This is a genomic window from Pyrodictium delaneyi (assembly GCF_001412615.1).
Classification (GTDB): domain Archaea; phylum Thermoproteota; class Thermoprotei_A; order Sulfolobales; family Pyrodictiaceae; genus Pyrodictium; species Pyrodictium delaneyi.
The window spans coordinates 1,949,545-1,973,123 of the sequence record NZ_CP013011.1; the positions used below are offsets into that span (position 1 = coordinate 1,949,545).

Here is a 23,579-nt window from a genome sequence, read left to right on the forward strand (position 1 = left end):
AGCTAGCTTCTGTAGTGTTATTTCATGTCCTCTAGTCCATTTGCCCGGCAGATGCTATTGGCTCGTCTCTTGGGGCTATCCCTCTACTATTTGTTTCACAGTCTCTGCTATGGTTTTTGCCTGTTCTATTGTTACTGCTGGGTGTACTGGTAGGCTGAGGACCTGCCGGGCCGCTCTCCTCGCCTCGGGGCAACCCTGGGGGCAGTCTATGCCGAGGCTCTTGTAGAGTGGCTGGTCTGGTATGGCCCTTGGGTAGTGTACTGCTGTTGCTATGCCGTGTCCGCGTAGTTTCTCTGCTAGCTGGTCTCTCGTCAGCGGGAAGGAGTCTGTGACACGGATGACATATTGGTGGTAGACGTGACGGACCCAGGGCTTCTCGACCGGGGGCTCTATACCCTTGACCGCTTGAAGTATCTTGGTCATTGTTTCGGCGTTTTCTCTTCTCCGCTGGTTCATCCACTCTAGTTTGCGGAGCTGTACGCGGCCTATTGCTGCTGCTATGCTTGTCATCCTTAGGTTGTAGCCTAGCTCGGTGTGGAGGTATTTCTCTGCCTGGCCGTGGTTCCGGAGGAGTCGTATCCTCTCGGCTATCTTCTTGTCGCTGGTTGTCACCATGCCTCCTTCGCCGGTGGTCATGTTCTTGGTTGGATAGAAGCTGAACGCTGCTACGTCTCCTAGTGAGCCTACCTTCTTCCCCATGTATTCTGCTCCATGGGCTTGTGCAGCGTCTTCTATGAGTATTAGGTTGTGATCCTCTGCTATCTCGCGTAGGGGCTTCATGTCGGCTGGGTGGCCGTAGAGGTGGACTGCTATTATTGCCCGGGTCCGGGGCGTTATGAGTTCCAGGACCTTGTCTGGGTCTAGGTTGTAGGTCTCTGGGTCTATGTCGGCGAAGACTGGTCGGGCTCCCTGGTAGAGTATGGCGTTAGCAGTGGCTATGAAGGTGAATGGGGTGGTTATGACCTCGTCTCCATGGCGGATACGATAGGCCTTCAGTATGAGGTCTAGCGCTGCGGTGCCACTGGAGACTGCTACTGCGTAGTCTACACCTATGTACTCGGCGAATTCGCGCTCGAATGCCTCCACTTCGGGGCCGTGGGCTAGTATGCCGGATCGTAGAACGCGAGCTACAGCCTCTATCTCCTCGTCGTCCACTATGGGACGGGCTATCGGGATCAAGACTGAGGCCCCGCTTGTTTCCAGTGTTTCTAAAGGAGCTTCCCTAGGGCAACTATCTAGCATCTTCCTCGTATATACGCGTGCCTGCATGAAATCGTGTAGATTGTTAACCGGCTTCCGGAGTGCTACACCCTTACCCCGAGGACCGTATGCTGGTCTTTGTCCCTGGCAGTACCCGCCAGGAAGAAGAGTATCATATATGGTATGATGCTTGGTATCTGTAACTATTACATGATGGTGCTGGGTTGTGCTAGACGCGCGCTTAGAGGGTTGTGAACCGGGCAGGGATCCATTAAGCTTCAGATGTTAGTAAAGTATAGTCACTCTGTCGGGTTGTTGAAGTATTCCTCTAGTTCCTGTTCTTCTCGTTCTAGCTGGTCGAGGTTCTCTGGTATCCGTTTGATTCTGAAGACTCCTATCCGGTAGTCGTAGAACTCGCTGGGCTCCGGAGGCTCTATCACAGCTACTAGCTCAGCCTCGGCACCTAGGTCTTCGAGTGTGTAGCGTAGGTCGTCTACCCAGTCGTTTATCCCGCACGTAGCGCAGAAGCTTCCCTCAAAGACTACGTAGGCTCGGTCTCCCTGTATCTTTAGCAGCCGGGCGCGGGACTCGGCGCCGCGGTAGCGGTTGTAGCGGCGTATCGCTAGCTCCATGAGCCGGCGTAGCCGCTGCTCGTAGTTGGGGTCCCGTTTAACGGCCAGTATACCCTGCTCCATGAAGCGTCGCCCGGGACAAGCCAGCCTTAACACATGTTAATAAAAAGTGCGTATTGCGCTAGGGCTCTGGCATGTTGTAGCCGGGCTCTTGCGGGTTTAGCGTGATATAAGGCTGCACTGCTAGTCTCACTAGAGGGATAGGCCATGGTTGAGCTAAAAGTCGAGCTACTCGGCTCGGAGAAGACAGAGGAAGGACTCTACGCGGCGAGGCTGGAGATAGAGTACGAGGGGCGCCAGTACCAGCTAAAGGTGCCCCGGCTAGTACGTGAGCCGGCTAGACTAAATTTCCGGCTCAAGGGCGACTATCTCCTAGTCGAGCTCTTCGATCGCGAGGATAAGCCCCTAGCAACCTGCTGCATCCACAAGGGGCATCTTGAAGAAGGCTGCCTGGACTGCCCATCGCTCATACCGCCCCCGCACAGGGAGGGCTCGAGCTGTAAATAGCCGGAAAGGAACTATTGCATAATCTGGAGCCGCCCCGGAGAGCACATAGTTTATCCTCTCCAGTATCCTAGCGATAATAGATGGAGGGCCGTGGGGCTCCCCCGGCCCCGCCCCGCCGACTGGGCCGCGTGCCGGCCCGCTGGCTCTTCGCTGGAGGAGGCGGGGACCGGCAAGGCCGGTATACCCATCCTAATATCCTCTATTCATAGCCTCTCCAGAACGCTTCAGCATAGAGTTCTCCGATCTACAACATGCTCCGGGTGACGTCGGGCGGTCGCCAGGGTCGCCAGAAGATTGAGAAAACGAGAGGTTTGCTAAGGTTAGGTATCTCACGTGGCCAGAGAGGGCTCCGCGAATAGTTGTTGAGCCCCGAAGGAGTAGCTGAAGGTATTGTTTAGGCACCTACATGCCCTGAGGATACTGGAGGAGGCTAGTGAGGGCAGTGGAGCCGACGCTGAGGGAACGGCTACTAAGCTACGCCAGGGCCATAGGAGAGTCTAGGTACCGGGGGCTCCTCGTTGCCCATTCTGCCAGCCCGGGTAAGGCCGCCAGGGAGATCATAGAGCTGCTCAGCGGGCACGGGCATAGAGGCTGCATCGCAGCTGCGCCTCGCCGGCTGCTGCCGAGCTGTCCCCCGGGCTGCCGCTGTATCTCGCCTGGCGGCTTCCAGCGTGTGCTAGGACAGGAAGCTCAGCTAGTAGTGATTGCTACTGATGGACTTTTACGCCCCAACCTCGTAGCTGGTCTCGCTGGCGTTGTGTCCGCTGGCGGGCTACTTGCCATAGTAACGCCTCCCCTAGATCAGTGGAATCCGGGCCCCGCCGGCGGAGCAGGTGGCTATCGCCGCTACTTGCTCGGGGCTCTACGTCGTGCCCCGGTCATATTCTGGGCAGACATAGACTTGGGCAAGGTGTATGCCGAGCGGAGACCCCGCGAGAGGGCCAGAGAGTGGAGGCTCGGCGCCAAGGACTACAAGCCTCGCCATGCTGTGCCCCGAGTGCTGCTAGGCCTAGCCGCGACCCGGAGCCAGGCCCAGGCGCTTGACGAGTTTGCCAGCTTCCTCTCGAGCAGGTCACGGAGCTTCCTGTTGACAGGAGACCGTGGTCGTGGGAAGAGCTTCCTACTAGGCCTGGCAGCCGCGCTAGCTGTTAAGCGGGGTTCTATAGGCGAGGCCGTAGCGGTCGCGCCGAGTCCTGCGAGCCTTACGAGCTTCTTCCAAGGCTTGGTTCGAGGACTGGACGCCCTCAGTATAGGTTACCGTGTTAAGCAGCGAGGCGGAGACATCGTAGCCGTGACCGGGCCATGGTTTCGTATAGCTTACCAGCCCATGGATTCCGCGAAGCCCGCTGCAGTGCTCGTAGTCGATGAGGCTGGCACAGTGGGCGTGTCGAGGCTCCGAAGGCTATCCTGGAGGAGCGGCCGAATACTCGTAGCCACCACGATCCACGGTTACGAGGGGAGCGGCCGCGTCTTCGTCCACATGGTCGAGGAGGTGTTGCCCAGGCCTCTGAAGAGGCTAGAACTCGAGGAGCCGATACGTTACCCGCCTGGCGACCCCCTCGAAGAATGGGTAAACGAGACATTTATGCTCAAGTTTGACCCGGGGAGTCTCAGCCTCTTTGGAGAACCCGGCTACGAACAAATCCCAGCCGAGAAGCTTGCCTCAGACCATGCGCTCCTCCGGCAGGTCTACAGTCTCCTAGCGCTCGCACATTACCGCAGCGAGCCTGACTATCTCCTCGTCCTCCTAGAGTCAAATACACATACACTTCACGTGCTACACAGCGATAACAAAGTAATAGCAGTAGCCGACGTTGGACTAGAGGACTGGGAACAACCGGAAGAGGGGAGAGTAGGACTTCTACTCCTCTCACTCCATACCGAAGGGGCGAAGAGGCTCCGGGCAGCACGCATAGTCCGGATAGCTGTGCACCCCAAGCTACAGCGCCGCGGGCTAGGCTCCAAGCTGCTAAGCTACGTGGAGGAGTGGGCTAGAGGCCGCGGAGTAGACCTAGTTATGGCTGTATTTGGGAGACATGATGTAATCGAGTTTTGGCTCCGAGCAGGTTATACACCGTTCTACGTGAGTCCACGATTCAACAAGTATACCGGGGAGAAGAACATCGGCGTCGCGAAGCCCTTCACCGGGGCCGGGAAGGAAGCCCTGGAGGAGGCTGCACGGGAGCTGCGTCTCCGCCTCCTCTTCTCCGCGCATAGCGTCTACCGAGACCTAGCAACCGAGAAAATAGTCATGTTGCTACAGAGTCTCCCCAGCGTAGATCCTCCGGTCAGTCTCACACCTGGCCAGAGGAGGAGACTCTGCAAGCACATCCAAGGCTTCATCGAGGCCGAGCAAGCATTCGACGCACTCCACATAGCAACGATCATAGTCCTCTCCCGTCGAGACTACGTAGATAAGCTAAACGATCGTCAGCTTTTGCTCGCCACGGCCAGGCTTCTGCAGGGAAAACCGCCTCACGAGGCCGCCGAAATAGCTGGTATACCGCTCGAGAATCTAGACGAAGAGCTCCATGACTTAGCGGAGTCCGTAGCAACTATGGCTAGTATCAAGTGTAGTTAGCACTACACCGGGAGAGGGGATATATGAGGTTATCATAATACTTACTTAGCGGCATGGACAAGAGGGGTGTCTAGCCACGAAAAACCACATAACGAGGATAGCGCTGCGCGACTTCAAGGGGATAAGGAAGGGTGTAGTAGAACTAGCACCTTTAACACTACTCTCCGGCAGATGTGGGAGTGGGAAAACCAGCATCCTAGAAGCCATTATGCTCAGCCATGGATTCCGGGAAATGCTCCCAGGACTGACTGTACAAGATATACTCTCGAAACTACGTCAGGGCTTAAGTAGTCGTGGTCTCGACCATCTAATTTACGGCTATGGAGCCGCTGATGCTGTACAAGCACGTATCGCGTTCTGGCGCGGCAAGAAACTGGCGTACCTCGTAACGGTAACTAGCGAGGGCAACAAGCTAGTGATCAGAGCAGCCGAGCCGGGCATAGACAATGCTAATCCCGAAGACGTACTAGACATTACTCCGGAGAGACTACAATTATCCTATCATACAAGGATAGTCGCTGTTGTTGAAAGATATACCGGCAGAGTTAAGAGCGAAGGATTCCGCGGATTCATTGATGCCGTGTATATACACCCGAGATTCATCGAGTACATGATGAGATATGCCTACGATAACTGGATATCGCTTGTAAACTCCGGGATCACAGCCACAGTGGCCAAATGGACAAGCAGGATAATCGGTAATGGCCGATACATAGACATGACCGCTGAACCTTTCGGTGCTGGAACCGAATCGATATACTTATATTCGGACAAAGGCGTAAGAGTGCGGCTTAGCGATATGGGTGAATGTACTGCCACTCTAGCAGCTGCAAGGCTAGCAATAGATCATCGAAAACCAGACATAATCCTTATAGACGGTCTCGACACTATGGCTCCTCCAGAACTATACCCGGCGTTAATAGAATGGTTTACGCGCCTAACAGAGAAAGGCATACAAGTAGTAGCCACTCTCCAGGATCCCAGCCACGCGCAGCAATTAAGAAGAGCTGCAGAACGGGACGGCATCAATACCATAGCTTACAAATTATCCCTCAGCGGTGGCCAACTCATACTTAGTCAAATTTAGTCTAATTCCTCTTGCCGGTGAGGATGCACCTCCACACCCCGGCTCGGAGCCCCCTCAGGCTCGACAAGTAGGGGGCTATGGCGAGAGGGCAAGGTGCCGAGGTCCCCTCATACAAATCTGTTACAACCATTACAGCTGCAAAGACGAGTAAAACGTACGGTCGATAACTCACCTTGACTAGCAGAGCCTCGTACTGTAGGGATTTACTTTTATCCTCCGGTAGCTGGTGATGTAGCTATAGGGACCCTAGGATGGTTAAGAAAAGCTGTGACTTCACCCATGCTATCGTAGGTCTAGATCTCTCGAAAGTCTCGGATCTCTTCGTTTCATGGCTACCCTATCTGCAAAGAGTCGGTACACGAACCCTAACATTAGTACATGTCATACCCATCGATGTTCTCGAGCACGTTGCGAGCGGTTATCCAGTAGACAAGCTAGAAGAAGAGTTGAGGCAAGAAGCTCTGCGTAAGCTGGACGTATACGCTACTGAATTGAGGAGCAAAGGGTTTGAAGTAGAGGTCATAAGACCAAGGGCTGGCGATCCAGCAATAGTAATAGCAGAGATAGCTAGGAAAACCAACGCCGACTACATAGTAACCGCGTCAAGAGGGCGAGGATGGCTACGCCGGATACTACTTGGGAGCACCTCAGAGGAACTTGTACACGTAGCTGATAGACCCGTATTCGTGTCAAAGCCCTACAAGAAGATTGAAGGAGATAAGGCTGAACTCCAGATTCCAGGCGATCCATTCCGAGGACCCATAGTCGCCGCTATCGACTTTGACTCCTACATTGAACTTATACTCTGTCGGGCACGTGAAATAGCCCGCAGGACCGGCGTAGAAATAGTGCTTCTACATGTGCTAGAAGAAGGCGAGGATAAAGCTGAGATAGAGAGACGCCTTGCTAAGATCAAAACTAGTCTCGAAACTGACGGCATAAAAGCAAGCTATATAGTTGCTACAGGAAAACCAGGTAACACCATTGTCAAGGAAGCAGAGAACCTTAACGCGTCACTCATACTTATAGGACCACATAGTAGGAGTGAAGGTATCCTCGAGATAATAGGCACAACGACAGAACTCGTCCTTCGCCATGCCAGAACCCATGTACTAATATGCAAGTAGGAATTTCTCAGACAACACTACGCCTCTCTGTGCTAATTTTATCCCACAGATTCTACAATATTTTGCAGCCTTCTCATCAACTTCTATCACACTGTTACTAAAACTCATGACGCACGCCCGTTCTAAGCAATGTCCGAGGCCGAAAGCATGACCCAGCTCATGGAGTGCCTCCTTTAGAAGTCTCTCGCGATAAAGCAAGGGGTCAGGACTCATATTGTAGAATTCTGGCCTTAATCGACGCGTATAGACTGCTGCTACACCGCCACCCAGGATTGCCTGTCCAAACACAAAATTAAGGCCCGGACTATATGCGTCAATATCAGCTACGAGTAGGACAGCATCGACTCCACTTAATTTCTTGAGTTTGACAACTTCTTCTAGCACAACCTCGCTAAGGTACTGTCTACGACCAGTATTGTATGCCTTCTTTGGCGGGTCTAGTCTCCTATCATAGACTTCTACTAGAACATTAGTGTAAGCTATAGAAAGTGTCTTAGCAAGCCAACTTATGTTGAGTTGAGGTTCATCCCCCATTACTGCTAGTAATAATTTTATCGTCGCCACGCAGAGTCCCGGCTTGGTTATCTAGCCTCTTTCCCTTTCATTACCTTTTCCAAATCCTTTTCCCAAATGATGCTTGGCTTCCTTGATTCTATTAAGACCGATAAGAGCTACTTTGCCTTCCCGAGTAAGAGGTTCTTCTACGTTACGGTACCTTGTATAGAAGACGTAGTAGCTAACTACTGTGGTCAATAATGTAAGTAGTGCTGATAACATTGTCAACGATATATTATCCCTTATTACTCCGCTCAGTACCGATATACTGCTAGCTAATGTTTTTCCTGCTGCAAATGCAACAAGATTAGTTACTAGTGCAAAGAAGATTGACATATAGGCTAGAAGCCCCAGACCAGGTAGCCTCTTACCATATTTCCGCGCTAGCTCTATATCATGAATTCTACGCGCAAAGTTACGGCCAGCATTAATTGAGAGTATGGCACCAAACATCAAACCCATAATAGATATGTATCCTAACGTGTCCTGTAGAGTACCGTATATGCCTAATAGTCCCGATATGGGTAAATCCGTAGTACATCCCCCGTATCAACTACTTCATCAACTATGTCCAATCTCTGTAACCCAAACAGCATAGTGAAGGTAGAGAGCCAACACGAAGAATATTATACCTGCAATAGCTGCAACTAGTTGTCGCCGTGTCATGCCTAATCCCTCGCTCGTTCAGTTCACTCACTGAGTATCCTTGATATTCGTATTGCAATCCCTTATCACTTACCGCCACAGTTGTAGCTGAGGCAATGAATTACTATGGAGAATTCTGCTCAAGTTCTGCTTCGGGAGGATTTAATGTGGAGTGTGTCTAGGGCTCTAATCCCGGGAGAGGGCTAGGGCCTATGGATGCTTATAAGGTGCCTGGCTGGCTTCTGCGGGAGAAACTAGTGCAGGGCGAACTAGACGTAGAGGAGTACGTAGCCTCAATTTATGAGAGGATCGAAAAGTTAGACAGATACCTAAGAGCCTACATTACTATACGACCACGCAAGGAGGTTGAGGCAGAAGTACGCCAACAAGTGGAAGAGGCACGCAGAGACGGAGGAAGGCCTCTCGCAGGGCTCCTTGTAGCCGTCAAGGATGTAATACATGTCAAGGGGCTTCCTGTTACCTGTGGCTCCAAGATGCTCGAAAAGTACATCGCCGTATACGATGCCACTGTTGTATCAAAGCTTCGGGAAGCCGGTGCAGTCGTACTCGGAAAAACCAACATGGACGAGTTTGCCATGGGATCTACTGGAGAGACAAGTGCCTACGGTGCCTCGCGTAACCCTTGGAGCCCTGACCGGGTACCCGGAGGGAGCAGCAGCGGCACCGCCGTAGCGCTTGCAGCAGGGATGGCAACGTTAGGGCTCGGCACCGATACTGGCGGCAGTATCCGTATGCCCAGTGCATGGACTGGCTTGTATGGGCTGAAGCCGACCTATGGCCTCGTGTCACGTTATGGTCTAGTCTCCTACGCCGACAGTCTGGAGCAGATAGGCCCTATGGCCCGGAACACGAGAGATCTGGCTCTTATTCTCGAGGCTATAGCTGGGTTCGACCCCAGAGACTCCACGAGTCTACCGGAGAAGCTGAAGGATTATCTGAAGGCGGCAGAGGATGGAATAAGAGATGGGGTAAATGGCCTAAGGGTGGCCGTTATAAAGGAGTTTATGGAGCATCCTGGAGTTCACGAGTCCGTGAAGATGCTAGTAGAACGGGCTGCTAAACTTCTAGGCGACGCTGGTGCCATGCTTGGAGAGGTTAGTCTCGGTAGAGAGGTTCTCGAGTATAGTCTTCCAGCATACTATGTGATAGCTATGGCTGAGGCTAGTAGCAACCTAGCCCGGTACGACGGTGTACGGTACGGACCACGTGAACCTCCTAAACCCTGGGAGGGCTGGAACACGTACTACTCTAGGATACGCGCCGCATACTTCGGCCTCGAGGTCAAGATGAGGATAATGCTTGGCTCATGGATGCTCAGCAGTGGATACCGGGACCAGTACTATATACGCGCCCTCAAAATGAGGCGCATTGTCCGCGACCGTGTTCTAGCACTGCTAAAGGAGTTCGACATACTCCTAGCCCCTGCTGTAGTCACACCACCACCATTGTTGGGCGAAGTTGTCGATGATCCGGAGAAAATGTATGCCCTGGACCTGGCAACAGTCATAGCCAACCTATCTGGGGTACCTGCTGCCACAGCGCCAACCGGCATCATCGAGGGCATACCAATCGGTGTACAGTTAATAGCTAGACCTTTAGGCGAGCATACTCTGTTACGCGCATTAGGGGCCCTCGAGGCAGCTAGCGGCCTCGCAGACCTCGTAGCAGAGCCTCTTCCGGGCTAAAGGTTATCTAGCACAGTACACGGCCACGCTGGCCTAGGGGAACTCTGATATAGGGGGAACAGAGTGGGAGCGACTTCCCGGAACCGTTTCTGGGGCGCCGCAGCCCCGCGGGGCCCCGCGCGTCCACACGGTTGTGCCTTGGTGAATAGGTCTTGACGGCTAAGGAGCTAAGGGGTGGCGGGGGCTCCAAGCCCCGTAGTTGGAGCCCCTCAACCCTACTCGAGGCTTTACGAACTAGTTTCGACGATATAGAGGCATATGCATACATGAATGGAGGTGAGCTCATACTCCGCTCGGAGTACGAGCTTATAATCATCCGTGTACCGAGCAGCCTCGTCTACTGGGACCTCGAGGCTTACCTCTACAAGCTCGGAGCCCAGGTGTACGACTGCCGCCGCGGTATAGGCTTCATACTACCCACTGCATCGGGTCCACGGCTCGTCTTTCACGCCAGGATAATACACAGAGAGAATGGCAAAGCTTACATAGCTATTGAGCCGCGCGGCGTCGTCAATCGTGGCGAGAAACCCAAACTCTGCTAGCTCTCCCACATTGTTTTACCGATCCAATCTAGATCTAGACTCTCTTCTCCATCCTCTATCCACTAGTCCTAATAACAGCTAGGATACAAGATGATAGAGTCATAATGGACTACATTCTGCGGTTCATTTTGCCCTAAAAATCTAGAAGAGACTATAGTTGGGCTTCGAGCGTGTATAATCAGTGCTGCTTCTCGGCACGGTACTGCTCTGCAATCCTCGCGACTATCCTTGTCTTCTCTATGGCGTAGTTTAGCGGTATGAGGTCTAGCCAAGCGCTCGTCGTTATTAACAAGTTCTCGGCCTTCGTAGTCTCTAATGCTTTGTCTAGTGCCTCCTTTATCTTCTCGTAGTTGTCTGGATAGATGTCGCGAGCCTGTATTATCCCGGCTCCAAGCCCGTGGTTGCCGAGGCCCTTGGCTTCAAGGAGCTGTAGAACCTTGGCTGGGTTATCAACCATGTCTAGTACTATGTAGTCCGCTTTGACGTCTAATAGCTTCTCGTAGATCTGGGGCTCGGGTACATTGTATGGTATTGCTAGCCTTGTCGAGGCACCCTTAGCTGCCGCTGCACTTAGGATGCGTGAAGCAAGCTCGGCTGCCAGGACCGCATCTTCAGATGTTGCATCTATATCTGCTAGGAATGGCTCGTCTACCTGTACTACAGCTGCACCAGCTTCGGCGGCCTTCTCGGCCTCGCGGGCCAGTATCGAAGCTATCTCGGCTGCTAACTCCTCTAAGCTCCTCCCAGTCATGTTCTTTGAGAGTCTTGCGAAGGTCACTGGGCCGGGTAGTACTATCTTCAGCCTTGCGAACCTGGGCAGTATCTTCCGGAGCTGTATAACGCGGGGCGGTGTTACAAGCCTCTTTGGATCAGGCATGTCGGTGAAGACTGGTATGCGGTAGAAGAAGTTGTTGTCGAACCAGCGTAAGAGTCCGTCTACAGCTACGTTACGCCAGGCCTCGGCAAAGGGGCGGAGCGGATCGTGCCAGTCGATAACCGGGTCCACTATTGTTGAGAGCCCAGCACCGAGCTGCGCGCCTACCACTAGTAATGTGTCCTCCCAGACGACTCTAGACACATCGATGAAGCCCTCCTCCGCCTTTTCTTCGAAGCGGCGCAGCGTCTTACGGACACGCTCACTCCTTGGGTAGCCGCCTAGCACTTCTGCCTCGATGTTAAGGGGCATCCCAGTGATCACCCGAGAGGGAGGGCTTAGAGGGGCTGGAGAATAGAAGCCTACCCCTCTGTCATCGCCGCCTCTCTGCTACGCGACGACACATACCGACCCACGTTTATATCATGGAAGGGCCAAAGAGTATTATGAAGTAGATTATCAGCAGTACTATTCCGAAGGGTACTCCTATGCGTGCCCACTCCTTAGAAGTTATCCCGAGTCTTCCCGCAGCAACTATGTTGGGTATGTTGCCTGGTATTAACATACCTCCAGATATTATGAGGCTCATAAGCGCAGCCTTTATTTGGTCTATGTGAAGGTATGGGCCTATCTCTGCTGCTGTTAGTGTTGCATTGTCAACCGCGGCAGAGATCATGTTGACCCAGTAGAGTATATATGAGGGTATCTTTGTGAAATACCACTCCACGAGGGGCATGAAGCTCGTACCTAGTAGCTCTAGTGCCGCGACAAATATGTAGACGCGGACTGCGCGGAGAACTACGCTACGCAGTGTCTCAACATGTTCTATGCCCTCGGTCATGCTGCTGCGCACAGACTCTGCAGCCCCCTCGGCAGCGCGTATAGCTGTATAGGCTGCGACCGCTATGACGCCGGGTATTATGTAGGGGCCTAGAAGTCTTAGAAGGAAGTCAAAGCCCGCATGGTAAGGTGGTCCAGATAATTTGCTCACAGCTATAGTAGCGAGGGGTTCACCTACAGGCGTTAGAGCAGCACCCATGCCGAGGGCGAACGCGGCTAGTACTGTGGCCTCTATCTTCTTCTGCCTTGTAAGCGGGAGCGCCACCATTATCTCCGCAAATACTACTGCAGCTACTATCACGGATATTATGCTGCTCACTAGTCCGAGTACTGTTATTATCACGAAGAGGAAGCCGCGCACTCCTAGCTTCTGTAGAAGCTTACCAATACCACGGTATATAGATCCATGGTACTTGTAGAATATGAGTCCTGCTATCAGCACCACCTGGGTTATACCGATTGGTATGCCGTGCAGCATCACCGGGGTGAGGAGTGCACGTTTAACTAGCTCGGTGACCTCGTCGGAGGGAAGAATGCCTGCCAGGTAGATGGCTATACTACCGATTATACCCATCACGAGGAAGAATGGCTCAAGGTTTTCTTCTATCTTCCTAGACACCATTGGGAGTACTAACACCATGCCGAGTATAGCGCCGAGTACTGCCACGACACCCATAACCGGCTCTTCTGGGATGTTTAACGCGACGAGCCCAGCCATGCCAGCTGCACCCGGGGCGCTCTGCTACTAGCACGGGAGGCATAATACGAGCTAGGGTAGTTACAGGGCCGCAGAGGCACAAAAGCAGTACGCTGGCAGTCTATCGGGGCGGCTCTGAGAGTGCAAGGGCTCATCAGCCCCGGAAAGCCGTCAGGAGGCTCAGGCGGTCTTCACCGCCGCCGGGGCTGGCGAGCCCCTCTTAGGGTGGAAAGTGTAGATGATACGCTACCGGGTTTAAGGGTGCCTCTGGAGGCTCGGGTGAGAGCAAGCTATGCCAGTCAAGGTCAGGATTATCGGTGCGCCTAGTGTTAGGCTCGTCGAGTACCGGGACGGTATGACTGTGAGGGACGTTCTCCGGGAACTCGGGCTGCTCAGCAGCGAGTATGTTGTTGCCCGGAACGGACGGGTTGTAGCTGAGGATGAGCCCGTAGAGGACGGCGACGAGATAGTATTGTACCCGGTGGTGTCTGGTGGCTAAGTGCAGCATATGCGGCAAGCCAGCCGTATACGTTAGCCGCGCTGCTGGCCTTGCACTCTGCCAGCGACACTTCCTAGAGTACTTTGACCGCAAGGTGCGCCGAACTATACGCAGGTACCAGTTGTTCAAACCGCGGGAGCACATTGTGGTCGCTGCCTCTGGCGGGAAGGACTCAATGGCGCTCCTCCACTACCTCCACAACCTGGCTAAGCGAGTCCCCGGCTGGAAGGTCTCTGCACTCCTCGTAGACGAGGGCATCGGGGGCTACCGGGAGTACACTGTTAAGAGGCTTGTCGACTACGCCGAAGAACACGGTGTGGAATACTACATAGCAAAGTTCAAGGACTACATAGGGTATACGCTAGACAAGATAGTTAGAATGGGGAGAGAGAAGGGGCTCCCCTACCTCCCCTGCACATACTGTGGTGTCTTCCGCCGTTACATAATGAACCGCGCTGCCAGGGAGATTGGAGCCACTGTAGTAGCTACCGGCCACAATCTAGACGACATCGTGCAGACATTCCTCATGAACGTTCTGGGCAATGATTGGGCTAAGATAGTCCGCCTAGGCCCTGTCTCGGGGCCTGCAAACCACCCCAGGTTCGTGCGTAAAGTGAAACCATTCTACGAGGTGCTAGAGAAGGAGACAACTCTCTACGCTGTGCTCCATGGGCTTTATACCGGGTTCGAGGAGTGCCCCTACGCCCAGATGAGCATGCGCTGGACTGTGCGCCGCATGATAAACGAACTCGAGGAGCGCAGCCCCGGAGTGAAGTACTCGCTGCTAAGGAGCCTGGAGACGGCCATCGGTATACTGCGGAGGCAGGGTATAGGAGAGCCGAGTGACGAGGAGGGGCTCTATACTTGCGCCTTATGTGGCGAGCCAGCAGCACACCCGATATGCAGGGCTTGCCAGCTCCGCCTAGAACTAGGCATTATGGAGGTTAGCCGAGAGAAGCTAGAGAGCTTGCCGCCGGAGGCCCGCCAGATGGTCGAGAATGCTCTAAGACTAGCCGAGAAGAGGAAATGAAGACACGGAGATCCTTGGAGGGTGCTACATGACGGCTGCAAGCTGTAGAAACTGCTTCTACAAGATGTCACGGCTCATGGATGTGAACGTTGCCTCTAGGCTCATACGTTCCCGAAGAAAGCTTCTCATCCTGGGCCGGTGTATCGAGGCGGAGAAGCCCTGGGCGCTCAAGAGGTTTCCTGAGGAGGAGTATGCGAGACTGAGTGTTTGTCTCGAAGAGGAGCACGTCAACATGGCAGGGTTTAAGCTGGCTGGCATACTTGCTCGCCTAGACTTCGAGGAGGTAGCAGTACTTACAACCGACGGAAGTATGCACTGTGTACAGCTCCACTTTATGGTGGAGGAAGTTTTCAAGCTTGTCCGGCCCCGGGCTCGGCGGCGTCACTTCGTCGCCGAGAATGGGCGTGTGGTTGAGGTTCCCGTTGAGGCCGTGAAGACCGCCCGCTACCTCTCCCGCGTCGCTCGTTTACTCTCCGCTGTGCAGGCAACCGGCTCCTCCTAGCGTATCTTTTCTCCCGCTGGCTCCTTTGGGGCTGTCTCTCGGGTACCAGGACTACCAGGGCACGTAGAAGTTCTGGTATCTCGTGAACTAGTTGTCTCGCTATCCTCATGGACTCCCGGTACGCCGCTCCAAGCGTCATGCCTGGCGGAGCCTCTATCCAGACTTCCACCTCGCGGAATGTGCCATAGCTCTCTACGCGTAGCCTTCGGATCCTCTGGTACCGAGAAGCCCGCCGCAACGTATCCTCGACTTTCACCGCCATGCTGCGGTACGCGTTCCGCGAAACCACGCCTATTAGGTGCATCGCTGCCTCCCGCGCGATGCCTAGTAGCCCGTAGATCACGTAGGCGCCCATAGCTATAGCTGCAAGCCGCTCGGGCAGCACTGTTCCAAGCAAGTTTGACATCACTATCGCGATGCCGCCACCTATCTCGAAGACTATGTCAAGCTTGAGCTTCTCAGCTATCATTCTCACAGCCACTATGTCTAGCCCGACTCGGCGGAGGCTCCGTATAGAGAACCTCTCCAGAAGGTAACTGGTCACGCCGCTTAGCAGCGGATAAAGCGCCAGCACCACCGGAGTCGGCTCGGCATGACTGGACGTTAGGTTACGTAGCGCTACTAGGAGCGAGACAAATACAGCTATTATCGCAGCTATTAGTACTGCTAACGACTCCAGCCTTAGTATCTCGTAACGCGCCCGGTAGACTACCGTTCGGGAAGCCGCTACTTTGAATGCTAATGCAAGGCCACCGAAGCTCATAGCCTCTATAAGCCATACAAACGACTCCATGAGGATAACGTCTGACGGCTCATGGAGATAGAGAAGTAAGCCTACGAGGGACAGGGCCAGCGATACAATAGCTACAATGTATGCTGACCTCAGCACACCGGTAGCGGTAAGTATCTTTCTCACTGCCAGCCTCCTGACCATACTCTTCCACCGCCATACCATCATGCCGTTTATACCATGCAAGCTATGGTTCTCGGGTACACGCCATTCTACAATAAACCGTCTACAGCTACTACTATGAAGCAATAATGAGGAGGCGCAAACAAGCAAGAGCCATGCCTTGGAGTATCTCTAGCCGCCTCCCAAGCTCCGCAGATAGGCGTAATCCACGGCTCTAGTATTAGCTTTTAGCCAACAAATGGAGCCTAATCACATCATACCGAACTTGCACCGTCACCATGTATTTATTGTTCTGCACTACTTTCGGCCGTCGTGTAAAACTGGGGACACTCTAAGGCGAAGAATACTCCACAACGCTGATCAAGGCAGAGGGTTAAGGCATGCCGGGTTCCAGTCCATGTATGCTAGAGAAGCCTCACACGTTACCGCCAGAGGAGGCAGCTAGGAGGCTCGGCGTCAACCCCGCAACTGGGCTTAGTAATGAGGAGGCTAGAAGGAGGCTCGAAATCTGTGGTCCCAACGTACTGGAGACCGGCAAGAGGAAGGGCTTCCTGGAGGTATTCCTAGAGCAGTTCAAGAACCTCTTCGTATTAATGCTTCTTGCGGCTACGGTTTTCAGCTTCTATGTAGGTGAGACCGTTGACGCTGTACTGATACTAGCTATAGTACTATTCATGGCTATACTTGGAGCTGTGCAGGAGTACAGAGCTGAGCGTATACTTGAAGCTCTGAAGAAGCTAGCTTCGCCTAAGGCGCGAGTGCTCCGTGACGGCCGGATAGTAATGGTTGATGCCTCAGAAATTGTGCCCGGCGACGTGATAATAGTTATGGAGGGCGACCGTGTCCCTGCCGATGCAAGGCTCCTCGAGGCCAAGGACCTGTATGTGGACGAGTCTACGTTGACGGGAGAGAGCGTACCAGTGCATAAAAAGGCTGACACAATACTACCCGAGGACACTATTGTCTCGGACCAGATTAACATGTTGTTCTCAAGCACCTACGTTGTACGCGGTACTGGTAAGGCTGTGGTTACAGCCACCGGGAGGAACACCTACATTGGCCGTATTGCCCGCATGGTTGCAGAGACGCGCGCTGAGAAGACCCCATTCCAGGTAGAGCTCGACAGACTCGCTAAAAGGATCGCCGCAATAGTGGTTCTCATTGCCACGTTGTCGTTTATCATAGGCTATGTGTTCCAGGAGGCAGACTTAGTAGACCTACTGCTTACGAGTATAGCGCTTGCAGTGGCGGCTGTACCAGAGGGATTACCAGCCATAACTGTGATAGTATTCTCCATCGCGGCATGGAATATGGCTCGCAGGAACGCGCTAGTACGGCGCCTTGCCGCTGTAGAGGCGCTTGGCTCGGCAAGCGTCATCGCCACTGATAAGACTGGTACCCTTACTGTTAACGAGATGACTGTTAGGCAGTTCCATACGCCCGACGGTAGAGTCTACATCACCACCGGCGAGGGATACAGACTCGAAGGCGGGGTATTCGAGGGCGATAAACAAGTCACTGCCGAGAGCAGCCCCCTGCTAAGACTCGCTGGACTCGTCTCTATACTCAACAATAACGCTGAGCTAGAGAATGGAAAGATACACGGCGACCCTATGGAGGCTGCACTTCTCGTCTTCGCCCACAAACTAGGCATGGACCTAACCCAGGTGAAGAAAGAGTACCGGAGGCTCCGTGAGATAGCCTTTAGCAGCGAGAGGAAACGCATGACTGTAGTAGTTGAGGGGCCAGAAGGCCTGCTAGTACTCTCCAAGGGCGCGCCAGAGATAATCATAGAGAGGTCAACATCCTATATGACTATTGACGGCAGCGAGAAGCCTCTCACAGACGCCGAGAAGACCAAGCTGCTAGAGCAGGTAGAGAATATAGCCGGTAAGGGCTTCCGTGTCCTCGCACTAGCTTACCGCCGGGGAGATAAGAGAGACCTAGAAGCCAGCGACGACGTGGTAGAGAGCCGCCTAGTGCTTCTAGGCATGGTGGCTATCATTGACCCGCCAAGGCCGGAGGTACCTGAGGCAGTCCGTAGAGCGCTTGAGGCCGGTATTAAGGTGGTAATGGTTACTGGCGACCACCCATCTACCGCTAGAGCTATAGCAGAGATGATAGGCCTACCAAGAGGCAGAGTAGTGACCGGCCAGGAACTAGAAAAGATGAGTGACGACGAGCTCAAGAGGATAGCCGATGAGGTCATGGTATTTGCCAGAGTTACACCGGAGCATAAGGCGCGCATAGTCCGGGTCTACAAGGAGCTTGGCCACATAGTGGCTGTTACTGGTGACGGCGTCAACGACGCGCCCGCGTTGAAGCTAGCAGATATAGGTGTGGCTATGGGGCGGCGGGGCACCGAGGTAGCCAAGGAGGCTGCTGACATGATACTACTGGATGACAACTTTGCCACCATAGTAGCGGCTGTCGAGGAGGGTAGGAGGAGTTTCGACAACGTTAAGCGCACAGTACTCTATCTACTCTCAGCAAATATAGCCGAGGTAGCAACCGTATTCTATGCTACGATAAAGGGTATAGGTACTATCTTCAACGCTGCTATGCTGCTCTGGATAAACATAGTGACAGACGGGTTCCCTGCTGCTGGAATGGCATTCGAGGAAGCTGAGCCTGACGTGATGAAGAGGCCGCCAAGACGGCGAGGCCAGGCAATACTTGGTAAGCCACAGTTCACCTATCTATTATTGCTTAGCACCATCGAGACAGTGTTGACCCTTAGCTTCTACCACCTCTACGCAGCAGAGCTAAGCCCAGCACACGGCAGGGCAGCTGGCTTCCTGGCGCTGATGTATGCCGAGCTTGCACAGTCCATGGCATTACGCCGGCTCAACACACCGCTATCGCTAAAGATTATCCCGTCCAACCGGCAGTGGCTCGCAGGCTACATAGTTGGCGCAATACTAGCCGCAATATCTGTAACCGTACTAGCAGACTTATTCCGTATAGGCAGCCTAAGCCCAGTCGACATAGCGTTAATATTCATCGTCTCCCATGTAGCAGTGCTGAGCTTTGAAGAGGTACGCAAAAGACTTGGACTACACGTCTAGCCTTGCACTGTTTTCACGCGCACACGTGCTTCAACTAGTCCCTCATCCGTAATCACGAAGCTTGTCCATCCTTGGGATATGGGAGTACCCTTAGCCTTTTTCACTAATATCTCTCTCACCGCGACTCCAGCTTCAAGGGCTTCGCTATGATATCGTACTACCGCAAACACGTCTACCATATGTTCTAGTATAGCTGCTATCTCCGCATATAGCTGGCTTGGCGTATGTAGAGTAGCCAATGTGAACACGCTACGACGCTTAGCAAGCGAGACACGGAGCACATTCACAAAGTCGTAGACGACAGTGGGCTCGTAGCGTAGAAAGAATGGGTAAAGACTGTCAATGACTACAAGCCCGTTACCCTTCACACCGTTCAGGTCAACAAGGCGCTGGATCGTAGCTGCAGCTGCATGCGTATCCAGCGTCGAAAGCCTTTCCGCTACATAGTCCTCGCTCTCGAGGCCATAGCGGGCCCCATACCCGTCTATGAATAGGAGCCTGCCTTGGGCGACATAACGGCGCGCCTCTATGCCTCGGCTCTCCATACTTTCAACAATGCTCTCAGGGTCGTCGTCCAAGCAAACATATACCACCTTTTCTCCACGATTCAACATGTTACCGGCTATGAGCTGCACTATGAGAGATTTTCCTGCACCACCCTCGCCGGCAAGGAGCATAAAACTCCTACGTGGCAATCCACGCGGTAGGAGCTTATCGAGAAGCTGTATGCCTAGTTTAATCCACTCGGTAGGCAAGAGGCTGGTCCCAGAGCTATATAATGGTCCAGACCAGAGCTAAATACTTGTATTACGACTATAACTATTCAGCGAAACCCCATCCTCTACGCAAGGTGGTGCGACTGTCTTGAGATGGGATAAGACTCTGGGCCCCGCTTACACGGTTCTCCGTGTACATCTCGAACCCGGTGAGGAGCTATGGAGCGAGCCCGGCGCAATGATGCTGATGAAGGGTGACGTTGAGGTTAAGACTACGAGCGGTGGTATAGGTCGCGCTATACTCCGTAAACTAGCTGGTGGCGAGAGCTTCTTCTTCAACATATTTCGCGCGCATAGCCCTGCAGAGATATGGCTCGTCCCAGAAACGCCCGGCGATATAGAGGCTATCGAACTGAGAGATGACGAGTGGCTTATACAGGATACGAGTTACCTAGCCCATTATGGCGACGTGGAGGTCTCGGCGGGGTTCCGTGGTATTCGAGGCTTTATAGCGGAGGGCGAGCTATTCTGGCTGAAAGCTAGCGGCCGGGGCATAGTATGGATTAACAGCTATGGAGGCATCGAGCGTGTCGAAGTTCCACCTGGAGAGAAGGTAATAGTAGACAATTTTCACTTCGTAGCTATGCCAGCCTTTACTAGGTATAATGTAAGAAAGATAGGTGGATTGAAGACTCTAGTGTTTGGCGGTGAAGGACTGGTTATAGAGGTCGAGGGTCCTACAGTACTCTATCTCCAAACACGGACACTGCCTCCCCTAGCGAGACTTCTTGCAAAGTTCTTACCTAAGCGAGGCTAGGGCTCCGGCGGCGTGTACCTCCAGAGAGATAACGGCGACGGCTCCGTCTTCCCCGGCTTGTTTTCGCCACGCCTGAGCCTTTCGAGCGCCCTACGTAACGGTTCCGCATCGAAGCCTACCGTTGTATGGAGTGCTGCTAGGCCCTTCCATTTGCCGAAGCGGCGGGCTAGCTCGGAGCTGGCACTAGGTTCTGGAACCCGATACGCCTCGGCTGCAAGCCTCTTCAACCATCGATCAAGAGGCAGGCTAGAGTAGTCCCGGCATGCTAGAAGCTTCGTCAACGCATGCGAGTACGCGCCTATACCATGCACCTCGCGTATGACGTCTACACTGCTACAGTCCAGCTCCTCCACTCTCCGCCTAGCTAGCTCCATCACAGTGCGTGCGCGGTAGCCTAGTCTAGCCTCGCGGAGGACATGGTAGCTCAACTTATCCGGTCGAGGGGTCTCGAGGTATAGACCGTAGGGTGTTCTCAGCCGCCGTGATGCTAGTAGGTGTAACTTGTATAGCATACCCCAGCCTTGCCGAAAGCTAGCATTTTGCTGGCACACCGCCACGAGCACGGCGTACCAGATACTACAGCTGCGCAGCCTCAGCCCAGGCAGCGTCTCGACCACGCCACCTACTAGAGGATCATCGCGAGCCCGCTTACGATAATCGTCTATGTCCTCGTTGAGCCCCATCATCCACTGTATCTTGCCTATCATATCCTCCCAGCAACGCTGCCCTTTCTCGGCAAACACTTCCACGATTATAGTATTGTTCGTCTCGCGGAGAACTGCTACAGACCCGCTGCACAGCTCTATCTTCACTAGCGAGCCATCATACATCCAGCCGAAACTGTACAAGCGCCCAGTGTCTGTTAGGCTATAGCCCGGAGGATGACGTAGCTCAGTCTCGTAAGCCTTCTCGAGCTTCACAATATCGTCCTGCACCTTTCCCCAGCACCCTCCATCTGTAAAAGTGTTGAACAACTATGCTGCCATCCAAGCGAGATGAATGCACTGCCAAAAGTCGGCAGTCGTTCCAGAGCATACCGGGTATGGTCTAGATATAAAGCCGTTGAAGCCCTGGCAAAGCTAAACGCGGGACAACGGGCCTAAGTAAGGATATGCTGAGGGAGGATTGTGACTCTAGACCATACAGTGGTTGTAGCACTTCTGATGGGCCTCATGCCGGGCTTTGAGCCGAGATACGCGCTCCCAGTACTAGCCATGAGGCTGGGTATACTCCCAGCACTCTTGCTGGCCTCGCTAGAGGTCCTCCTACTTTCAGTCCTACTTCCTATCGTAGCGCAGCAAGCCTGGCACTTACTGCTAGCTTATTCGGAGCGTCTCCCAGTGCTGGGAAAGCTCGTCACCCGGATTGAGGCAGCGCGTCAGAAGGCCCACCGGCTTACGTCGAGGTATGGGCTTCTAGGCCTAGCACTCTTCGTTGCTGTTCCTCTCCCGGTTACTGGCATCTATACTGGGGCTGTTGTCTCACTCCTCCTAGGGATAGACGCTAGGAAGGCTGCCATAGCGCTGGCCATGGGCGGACTGGCGTCTCTAGCCATAGTATCGCTGTTAACACTTGGAGTTCAGTTGGCCCAAGGATAGGGGAGAAGGTGCCGAGTCTTGGTGGGTGAGCCACTGCCGAGTGTTCGGGTCGCCGGAGAAGGAGCTGCAGCGGTAAAGAAAGAAGGGGCGTTGATGGTCTACCGCAAGTGGGTTGATGCACCTCGGGGACTGCCGCCCGGCAGCCTAGTAGTGATTGAAGACAGGCGGGGAGAGCTTCTTGGCTGCGGTCTCTACGACACCGTCGGCCCGGTTGCTCTGAGACTAGTGGAACTCGGGAGCTGCAGCTTTAGCAGCGCTGAGGAGGCTGTGTACGCGCTCATTGAGGCCGCGTACAAGGTGCGGCAGAGGATAGGCTATGCCGGGGATCCGGAGGCCGGCTACCGGCTAGTGCACAGCGATGGCGACATGATGCCGGGCCTCATAGTTGACGTGTATGCCGACCTGGCCGTATACCAGTCGAGCAGCATCGTGTGGGATGTGCACGGAGAGACTGTGGCTAGAGCACTAGCCGAAATAACTGGAGTACGCCATGTATACGAGAAAAGTCTGCAAAGAACACGCCGCGATATCGGCTTGCCTCCCCGCGAGGGTCTACGCATCGGCAACAAGACTAGGACAATCATACGCGAGGGAGAGGCAAGGTTCATAGTGGATGCACGTATCGGACAGAAGACTGGTTTCTTCCTCGACCAGAGGCTCAACAGGCTAGACTTTGGGAGACTCGCAGAGGGCACCGTACTAGACCTCTTCAGCTACACTGGCGGCTTCGGCATACAAGCCCTGCTAAACGGAGCAGAGAGAGCTGTGTTCGTCGAAGAGGACGAGAAAGCTGTCAAACTGCTACGCTCCAATCTCGAACTCAACCGGGTAGCCGACCGAGCAGAGATAGTCCAGTCTAACGTCTGGAGCTTCCTAGCCAGCGCCACTAACAAGGGGGAGAGCTACAACGCTATATCGGTTGACCCACCTGCGTTCATACCACATCCAGGCGCGTACCGGAAAGGAGTACAAGCATACACGAGGCTCTATGCTCTCTCAGCCAGGATAGGCTCTAACGACTCCCTTCTAGCCCTCAGTAGCTGTAGCACACACCTCAACCGAGAAGACTTCATGAGGGTTGTGGCTAGAGCATTAGCCTGGAGCGGTAGGAGCTACCGGCCCCTAGGCAGTGTCCGGGGCATGCCCCCAGATCATCCTGTTAGGCCTTCCTCACCCCACCTCGAGTACCTTAAGTCGATATTCATTGTCCTAGACTAGGGCAGCCCGGTGTTTAGCCTCATACGAGCTCCTCTAGGCATAGGATACACGCGTCGGGCACGGTATAAGCAGTATCTCCCCCATCTACCTTATCCAGGATTATCACTGCCGCTAGGAGTACGAGCGCACCCGTAGCCGCTAGTGCTACGAGCAAACTCTACTCCCACACTTCTCCCACCATAGTTGGAGGGTTAAATATATTGCCATACAGCTCGACGAGAGCCT

22 protein-coding genes and 1 pseudogene are annotated in these 23,579 nt (G+C 53.8%); 13 read left to right on the forward strand and 10 right to left on the reverse strand.

Annotated elements, in window-relative coordinates; genetic code table 11:
• Nucleotides 1–75: 75 nt before the first annotated feature.
• Complete coding sequence (locus tag Pyrde_RS09905) at nucleotides 76–1,179, reverse strand: DegT/DnrJ/EryC1/StrS family aminotransferase (protein WP_055410953.1); 1,104 nt, start codon at nucleotides 1,177–1,179, stop codon at nucleotides 76–78.
• 320 nt (nucleotides 1,180–1,499) lie between these two features.
• Nucleotides 1,500–1,895, reverse strand: coding sequence for a hypothetical protein (locus Pyrde_RS09910; RefSeq protein ID WP_231656742.1), 396 nt, complete (start codon nucleotides 1,893–1,895; stop codon nucleotides 1,500–1,502).
• 144 nt (nucleotides 1,896–2,039) lie between these two features.
• Here Pyrde_RS09910 and Pyrde_RS09915 point away from each other — a divergent pair, with 144 nt between their 5' ends.
• The 4 genes from Pyrde_RS09915 (at nucleotide 2,040) to Pyrde_RS09930 (ending at nucleotide 7,134) form a co-directional block, all read left to right on the forward strand.
• On the forward strand, nucleotides 2,040–2,339 hold the full coding sequence (locus Pyrde_RS09915) for a hypothetical protein (protein WP_055410392.1): 300 nt from the start codon (nucleotides 2,040–2,042) through the stop codon (nucleotides 2,337–2,339).
• A 433-nt stretch (nucleotides 2,340–2,772) separates the two neighbouring features.
• Entirely contained in the window at nucleotides 2,773–4,920 is a 2,148-nt protein-coding gene (locus tag Pyrde_RS09920; RefSeq protein ID WP_082419621.1) for a GNAT family N-acetyltransferase, read from the forward strand.
• Between the two features lie 232 nt (nucleotides 4,921–5,152).
• Nucleotides 5,153–6,007 (forward strand): ATP-binding protein, encoded by an 855-nt coding sequence (locus Pyrde_RS09925; protein WP_143522103.1) that lies wholly within the window; start codon nucleotides 5,153–5,155, stop codon nucleotides 6,005–6,007.
• Nucleotides 6,008–6,258: 251 nt separating this feature from the next.
• Complete coding sequence (locus tag Pyrde_RS09930) at nucleotides 6,259–7,134, forward strand: universal stress protein (RefSeq protein ID WP_055410398.1); 876 nt, start codon at nucleotides 6,259–6,261, stop codon at nucleotides 7,132–7,134.
• On the opposite strand, the gene Pyrde_RS09935 is transcribed toward Pyrde_RS09930, so the two are convergent.
• Together Pyrde_RS09935 and Pyrde_RS09940 are read right to left on the reverse strand one after the other, a co-directional pair.
• Nucleotides 7,120–7,698: an archaemetzincin family Zn-dependent metalloprotease gene (locus Pyrde_RS09935; protein WP_055410400.1), complete on the reverse strand. Its 579-nt coding sequence runs from the start codon at nucleotides 7,696–7,698 to the stop codon at nucleotides 7,120–7,122. The two genes, Pyrde_RS09930 and Pyrde_RS09935, sit on opposite strands and share 15 nt — an antisense overlap.
• A 21-nt stretch (nucleotides 7,699–7,719) precedes the next feature.
• Nucleotides 7,720–8,142 carry a hypothetical protein gene (locus Pyrde_RS09940; protein WP_143522102.1) on the reverse strand — a complete coding sequence of 141 codons (423 nt, stop codon included), beginning with the start codon at nucleotides 8,140–8,142 and terminating at the stop codon, nucleotides 7,720–7,722.
• A gap of 404 nt (nucleotides 8,143–8,546) precedes the next feature.
• Here Pyrde_RS09940 and gatA point away from each other — a divergent pair, with 404 nt between their 5' ends.
• Both gatA and Pyrde_RS09950 read left to right on the forward strand, forming a co-directional pair.
• Nucleotides 8,547–10,040, forward strand: a complete 1,494-nt coding sequence (gene gatA, locus Pyrde_RS09945) for an Asp-tRNA(Asn)/Glu-tRNA(Gln) amidotransferase subunit GatA (RefSeq protein ID WP_055410405.1) — start codon at nucleotides 8,547–8,549, stop codon at nucleotides 10,038–10,040.
• A gap of 152 nt (nucleotides 10,041–10,192) precedes the next feature.
• Nucleotides 10,193–10,582: a hypothetical protein gene (locus tag Pyrde_RS09950; RefSeq protein ID WP_055410406.1), complete on the forward strand. Its 390-nt coding sequence runs from the start codon at nucleotides 10,193–10,195 to the stop codon at nucleotides 10,580–10,582.
• A gap of 178 nt (nucleotides 10,583–10,760) precedes the next feature.
• On the opposite strand, the gene Pyrde_RS09955 is transcribed toward Pyrde_RS09950, so the two are convergent.
• Nucleotides 10,761–11,768, reverse strand: coding sequence for a hypothetical protein (locus tag Pyrde_RS09955; protein ID WP_055410408.1), 1,008 nt, complete (start codon nucleotides 11,766–11,768; stop codon nucleotides 10,761–10,763).
• A 106-nt stretch (nucleotides 11,769–11,874) separates the two neighbouring features.
• Nucleotides 11,875–13,014, reverse strand: coding sequence for a DUF1646 family protein (locus tag Pyrde_RS09960; RefSeq protein ID WP_082419622.1), 1,140 nt, complete (start codon nucleotides 13,012–13,014; stop codon nucleotides 11,875–11,877).
• 271 nt (nucleotides 13,015–13,285) lie between these two features.
• On the opposite strand from Pyrde_RS09960, the gene Pyrde_RS09965 reads away from it, so the two are divergent.
• The 3 genes from Pyrde_RS09965 to Pyrde_RS10920 are packed head-to-tail and all read left to right on the forward strand — an operon-like array spanning nucleotide 13,286 to nucleotide 15,024.
• Nucleotides 13,286–13,492: a MoaD/ThiS family protein gene (locus Pyrde_RS09965; protein ID WP_055410409.1), complete on the forward strand. Its 207-nt coding sequence runs from the start codon at nucleotides 13,286–13,288 to the stop codon at nucleotides 13,490–13,492.
• On the forward strand, nucleotides 13,485–14,522 hold the full coding sequence (locus Pyrde_RS09970) for a TIGR00269 family protein (protein WP_055410411.1): 1,038 nt from the start codon (nucleotides 13,485–13,487) through the stop codon (nucleotides 14,520–14,522). The genes Pyrde_RS09965 and Pyrde_RS09970 overlap by 8 nt, the downstream gene beginning before the upstream one ends.
• 28 nt (nucleotides 14,523–14,550) lie before the next feature.
• Nucleotides 14,551–15,024 carry a 4Fe-4S ferredoxin gene (locus Pyrde_RS10920; protein WP_231656743.1) on the forward strand — a complete coding sequence of 158 codons (474 nt, stop codon included), beginning with the start codon at nucleotides 14,551–14,553 and terminating at the stop codon, nucleotides 15,022–15,024.
• Nucleotides 15,025–15,331: 307 nt separating this feature from the next.
• Here Pyrde_RS10920 and Pyrde_RS10925 read toward each other — a convergent pair.
• Nucleotides 15,332–15,982 (reverse strand): annotated as a pseudogene (locus Pyrde_RS10925) (cation efflux transmembrane domain-containing protein); the annotation flags it as partial.
• Between the two features lie 356 nt (nucleotides 15,983–16,338).
• Between Pyrde_RS10925 and Pyrde_RS09980 the strand changes: the two are divergent.
• Entirely contained in the window at nucleotides 16,339–19,005 is a 2,667-nt protein-coding gene (locus Pyrde_RS09980) for a cation-translocating P-type ATPase (protein WP_055410413.1), read from the forward strand.
• Here the strand turns inward: Pyrde_RS09980 and Pyrde_RS09985 are convergent.
• Nucleotides 19,002–19,760 carry an RAD55 family ATPase gene (locus Pyrde_RS09985; protein WP_055410415.1) on the reverse strand — a complete coding sequence of 253 codons (759 nt, stop codon included), beginning with the start codon at nucleotides 19,758–19,760 and terminating at the stop codon, nucleotides 19,002–19,004. The genes Pyrde_RS09980 and Pyrde_RS09985 overlap by 4 nt on opposite strands.
• Nucleotides 19,761–19,869: 109 nt before the next feature.
• Between Pyrde_RS09985 and Pyrde_RS09990 the strand changes: the two genes are divergently transcribed.
• The gene (locus Pyrde_RS09990; protein ID WP_055410417.1) at nucleotides 19,870–20,538 is read left to right on the forward strand and encodes a TIGR00266 family protein; all 669 of its coding nucleotides are present in this window, start codon (nucleotides 19,870–19,872) and stop codon (nucleotides 20,536–20,538) included.
• Here the strand turns inward: Pyrde_RS09990 and Pyrde_RS09995 are convergent.
• Entirely contained in the window at nucleotides 20,535–21,473 is a 939-nt protein-coding gene (locus tag Pyrde_RS09995; protein ID WP_231656744.1) for a DNA glycosylase family protein, read from the reverse strand. The two genes, Pyrde_RS09990 and Pyrde_RS09995, sit on opposite strands and share 4 nt — an antisense overlap.
• A 192-nt stretch (nucleotides 21,474–21,665) precedes the next feature.
• Between Pyrde_RS09995 and Pyrde_RS10000 the strand changes: the two genes are divergently transcribed.
• Both Pyrde_RS10000 and Pyrde_RS10005 read left to right on the forward strand, forming a co-directional pair.
• Complete coding sequence (locus Pyrde_RS10000) at nucleotides 21,666–22,136, forward strand: COG2426 family protein (protein WP_143522101.1); 471 nt, start codon at nucleotides 21,666–21,668, stop codon at nucleotides 22,134–22,136.
• Nucleotides 22,137–22,157: 21 nt separating this feature from the next.
• On the forward strand, nucleotides 22,158–23,354 hold the full coding sequence (locus tag Pyrde_RS10005) for a class I SAM-dependent rRNA methyltransferase (protein ID WP_231656845.1): 1,197 nt from the start codon (nucleotides 22,158–22,160) through the stop codon (nucleotides 23,352–23,354).
• 19 nt (nucleotides 23,355–23,373) lie between these two features.
• On the opposite strand, the gene Pyrde_RS10985 is transcribed toward Pyrde_RS10005, so the two are convergent.
• Nucleotides 23,374–23,508, reverse strand: a complete 135-nt coding sequence (locus Pyrde_RS10985; protein WP_257640396.1) for a hypothetical protein — start codon at nucleotides 23,506–23,508, stop codon at nucleotides 23,374–23,376.
• Nucleotides 23,509–23,579: the final 71 nt, after the last annotated feature.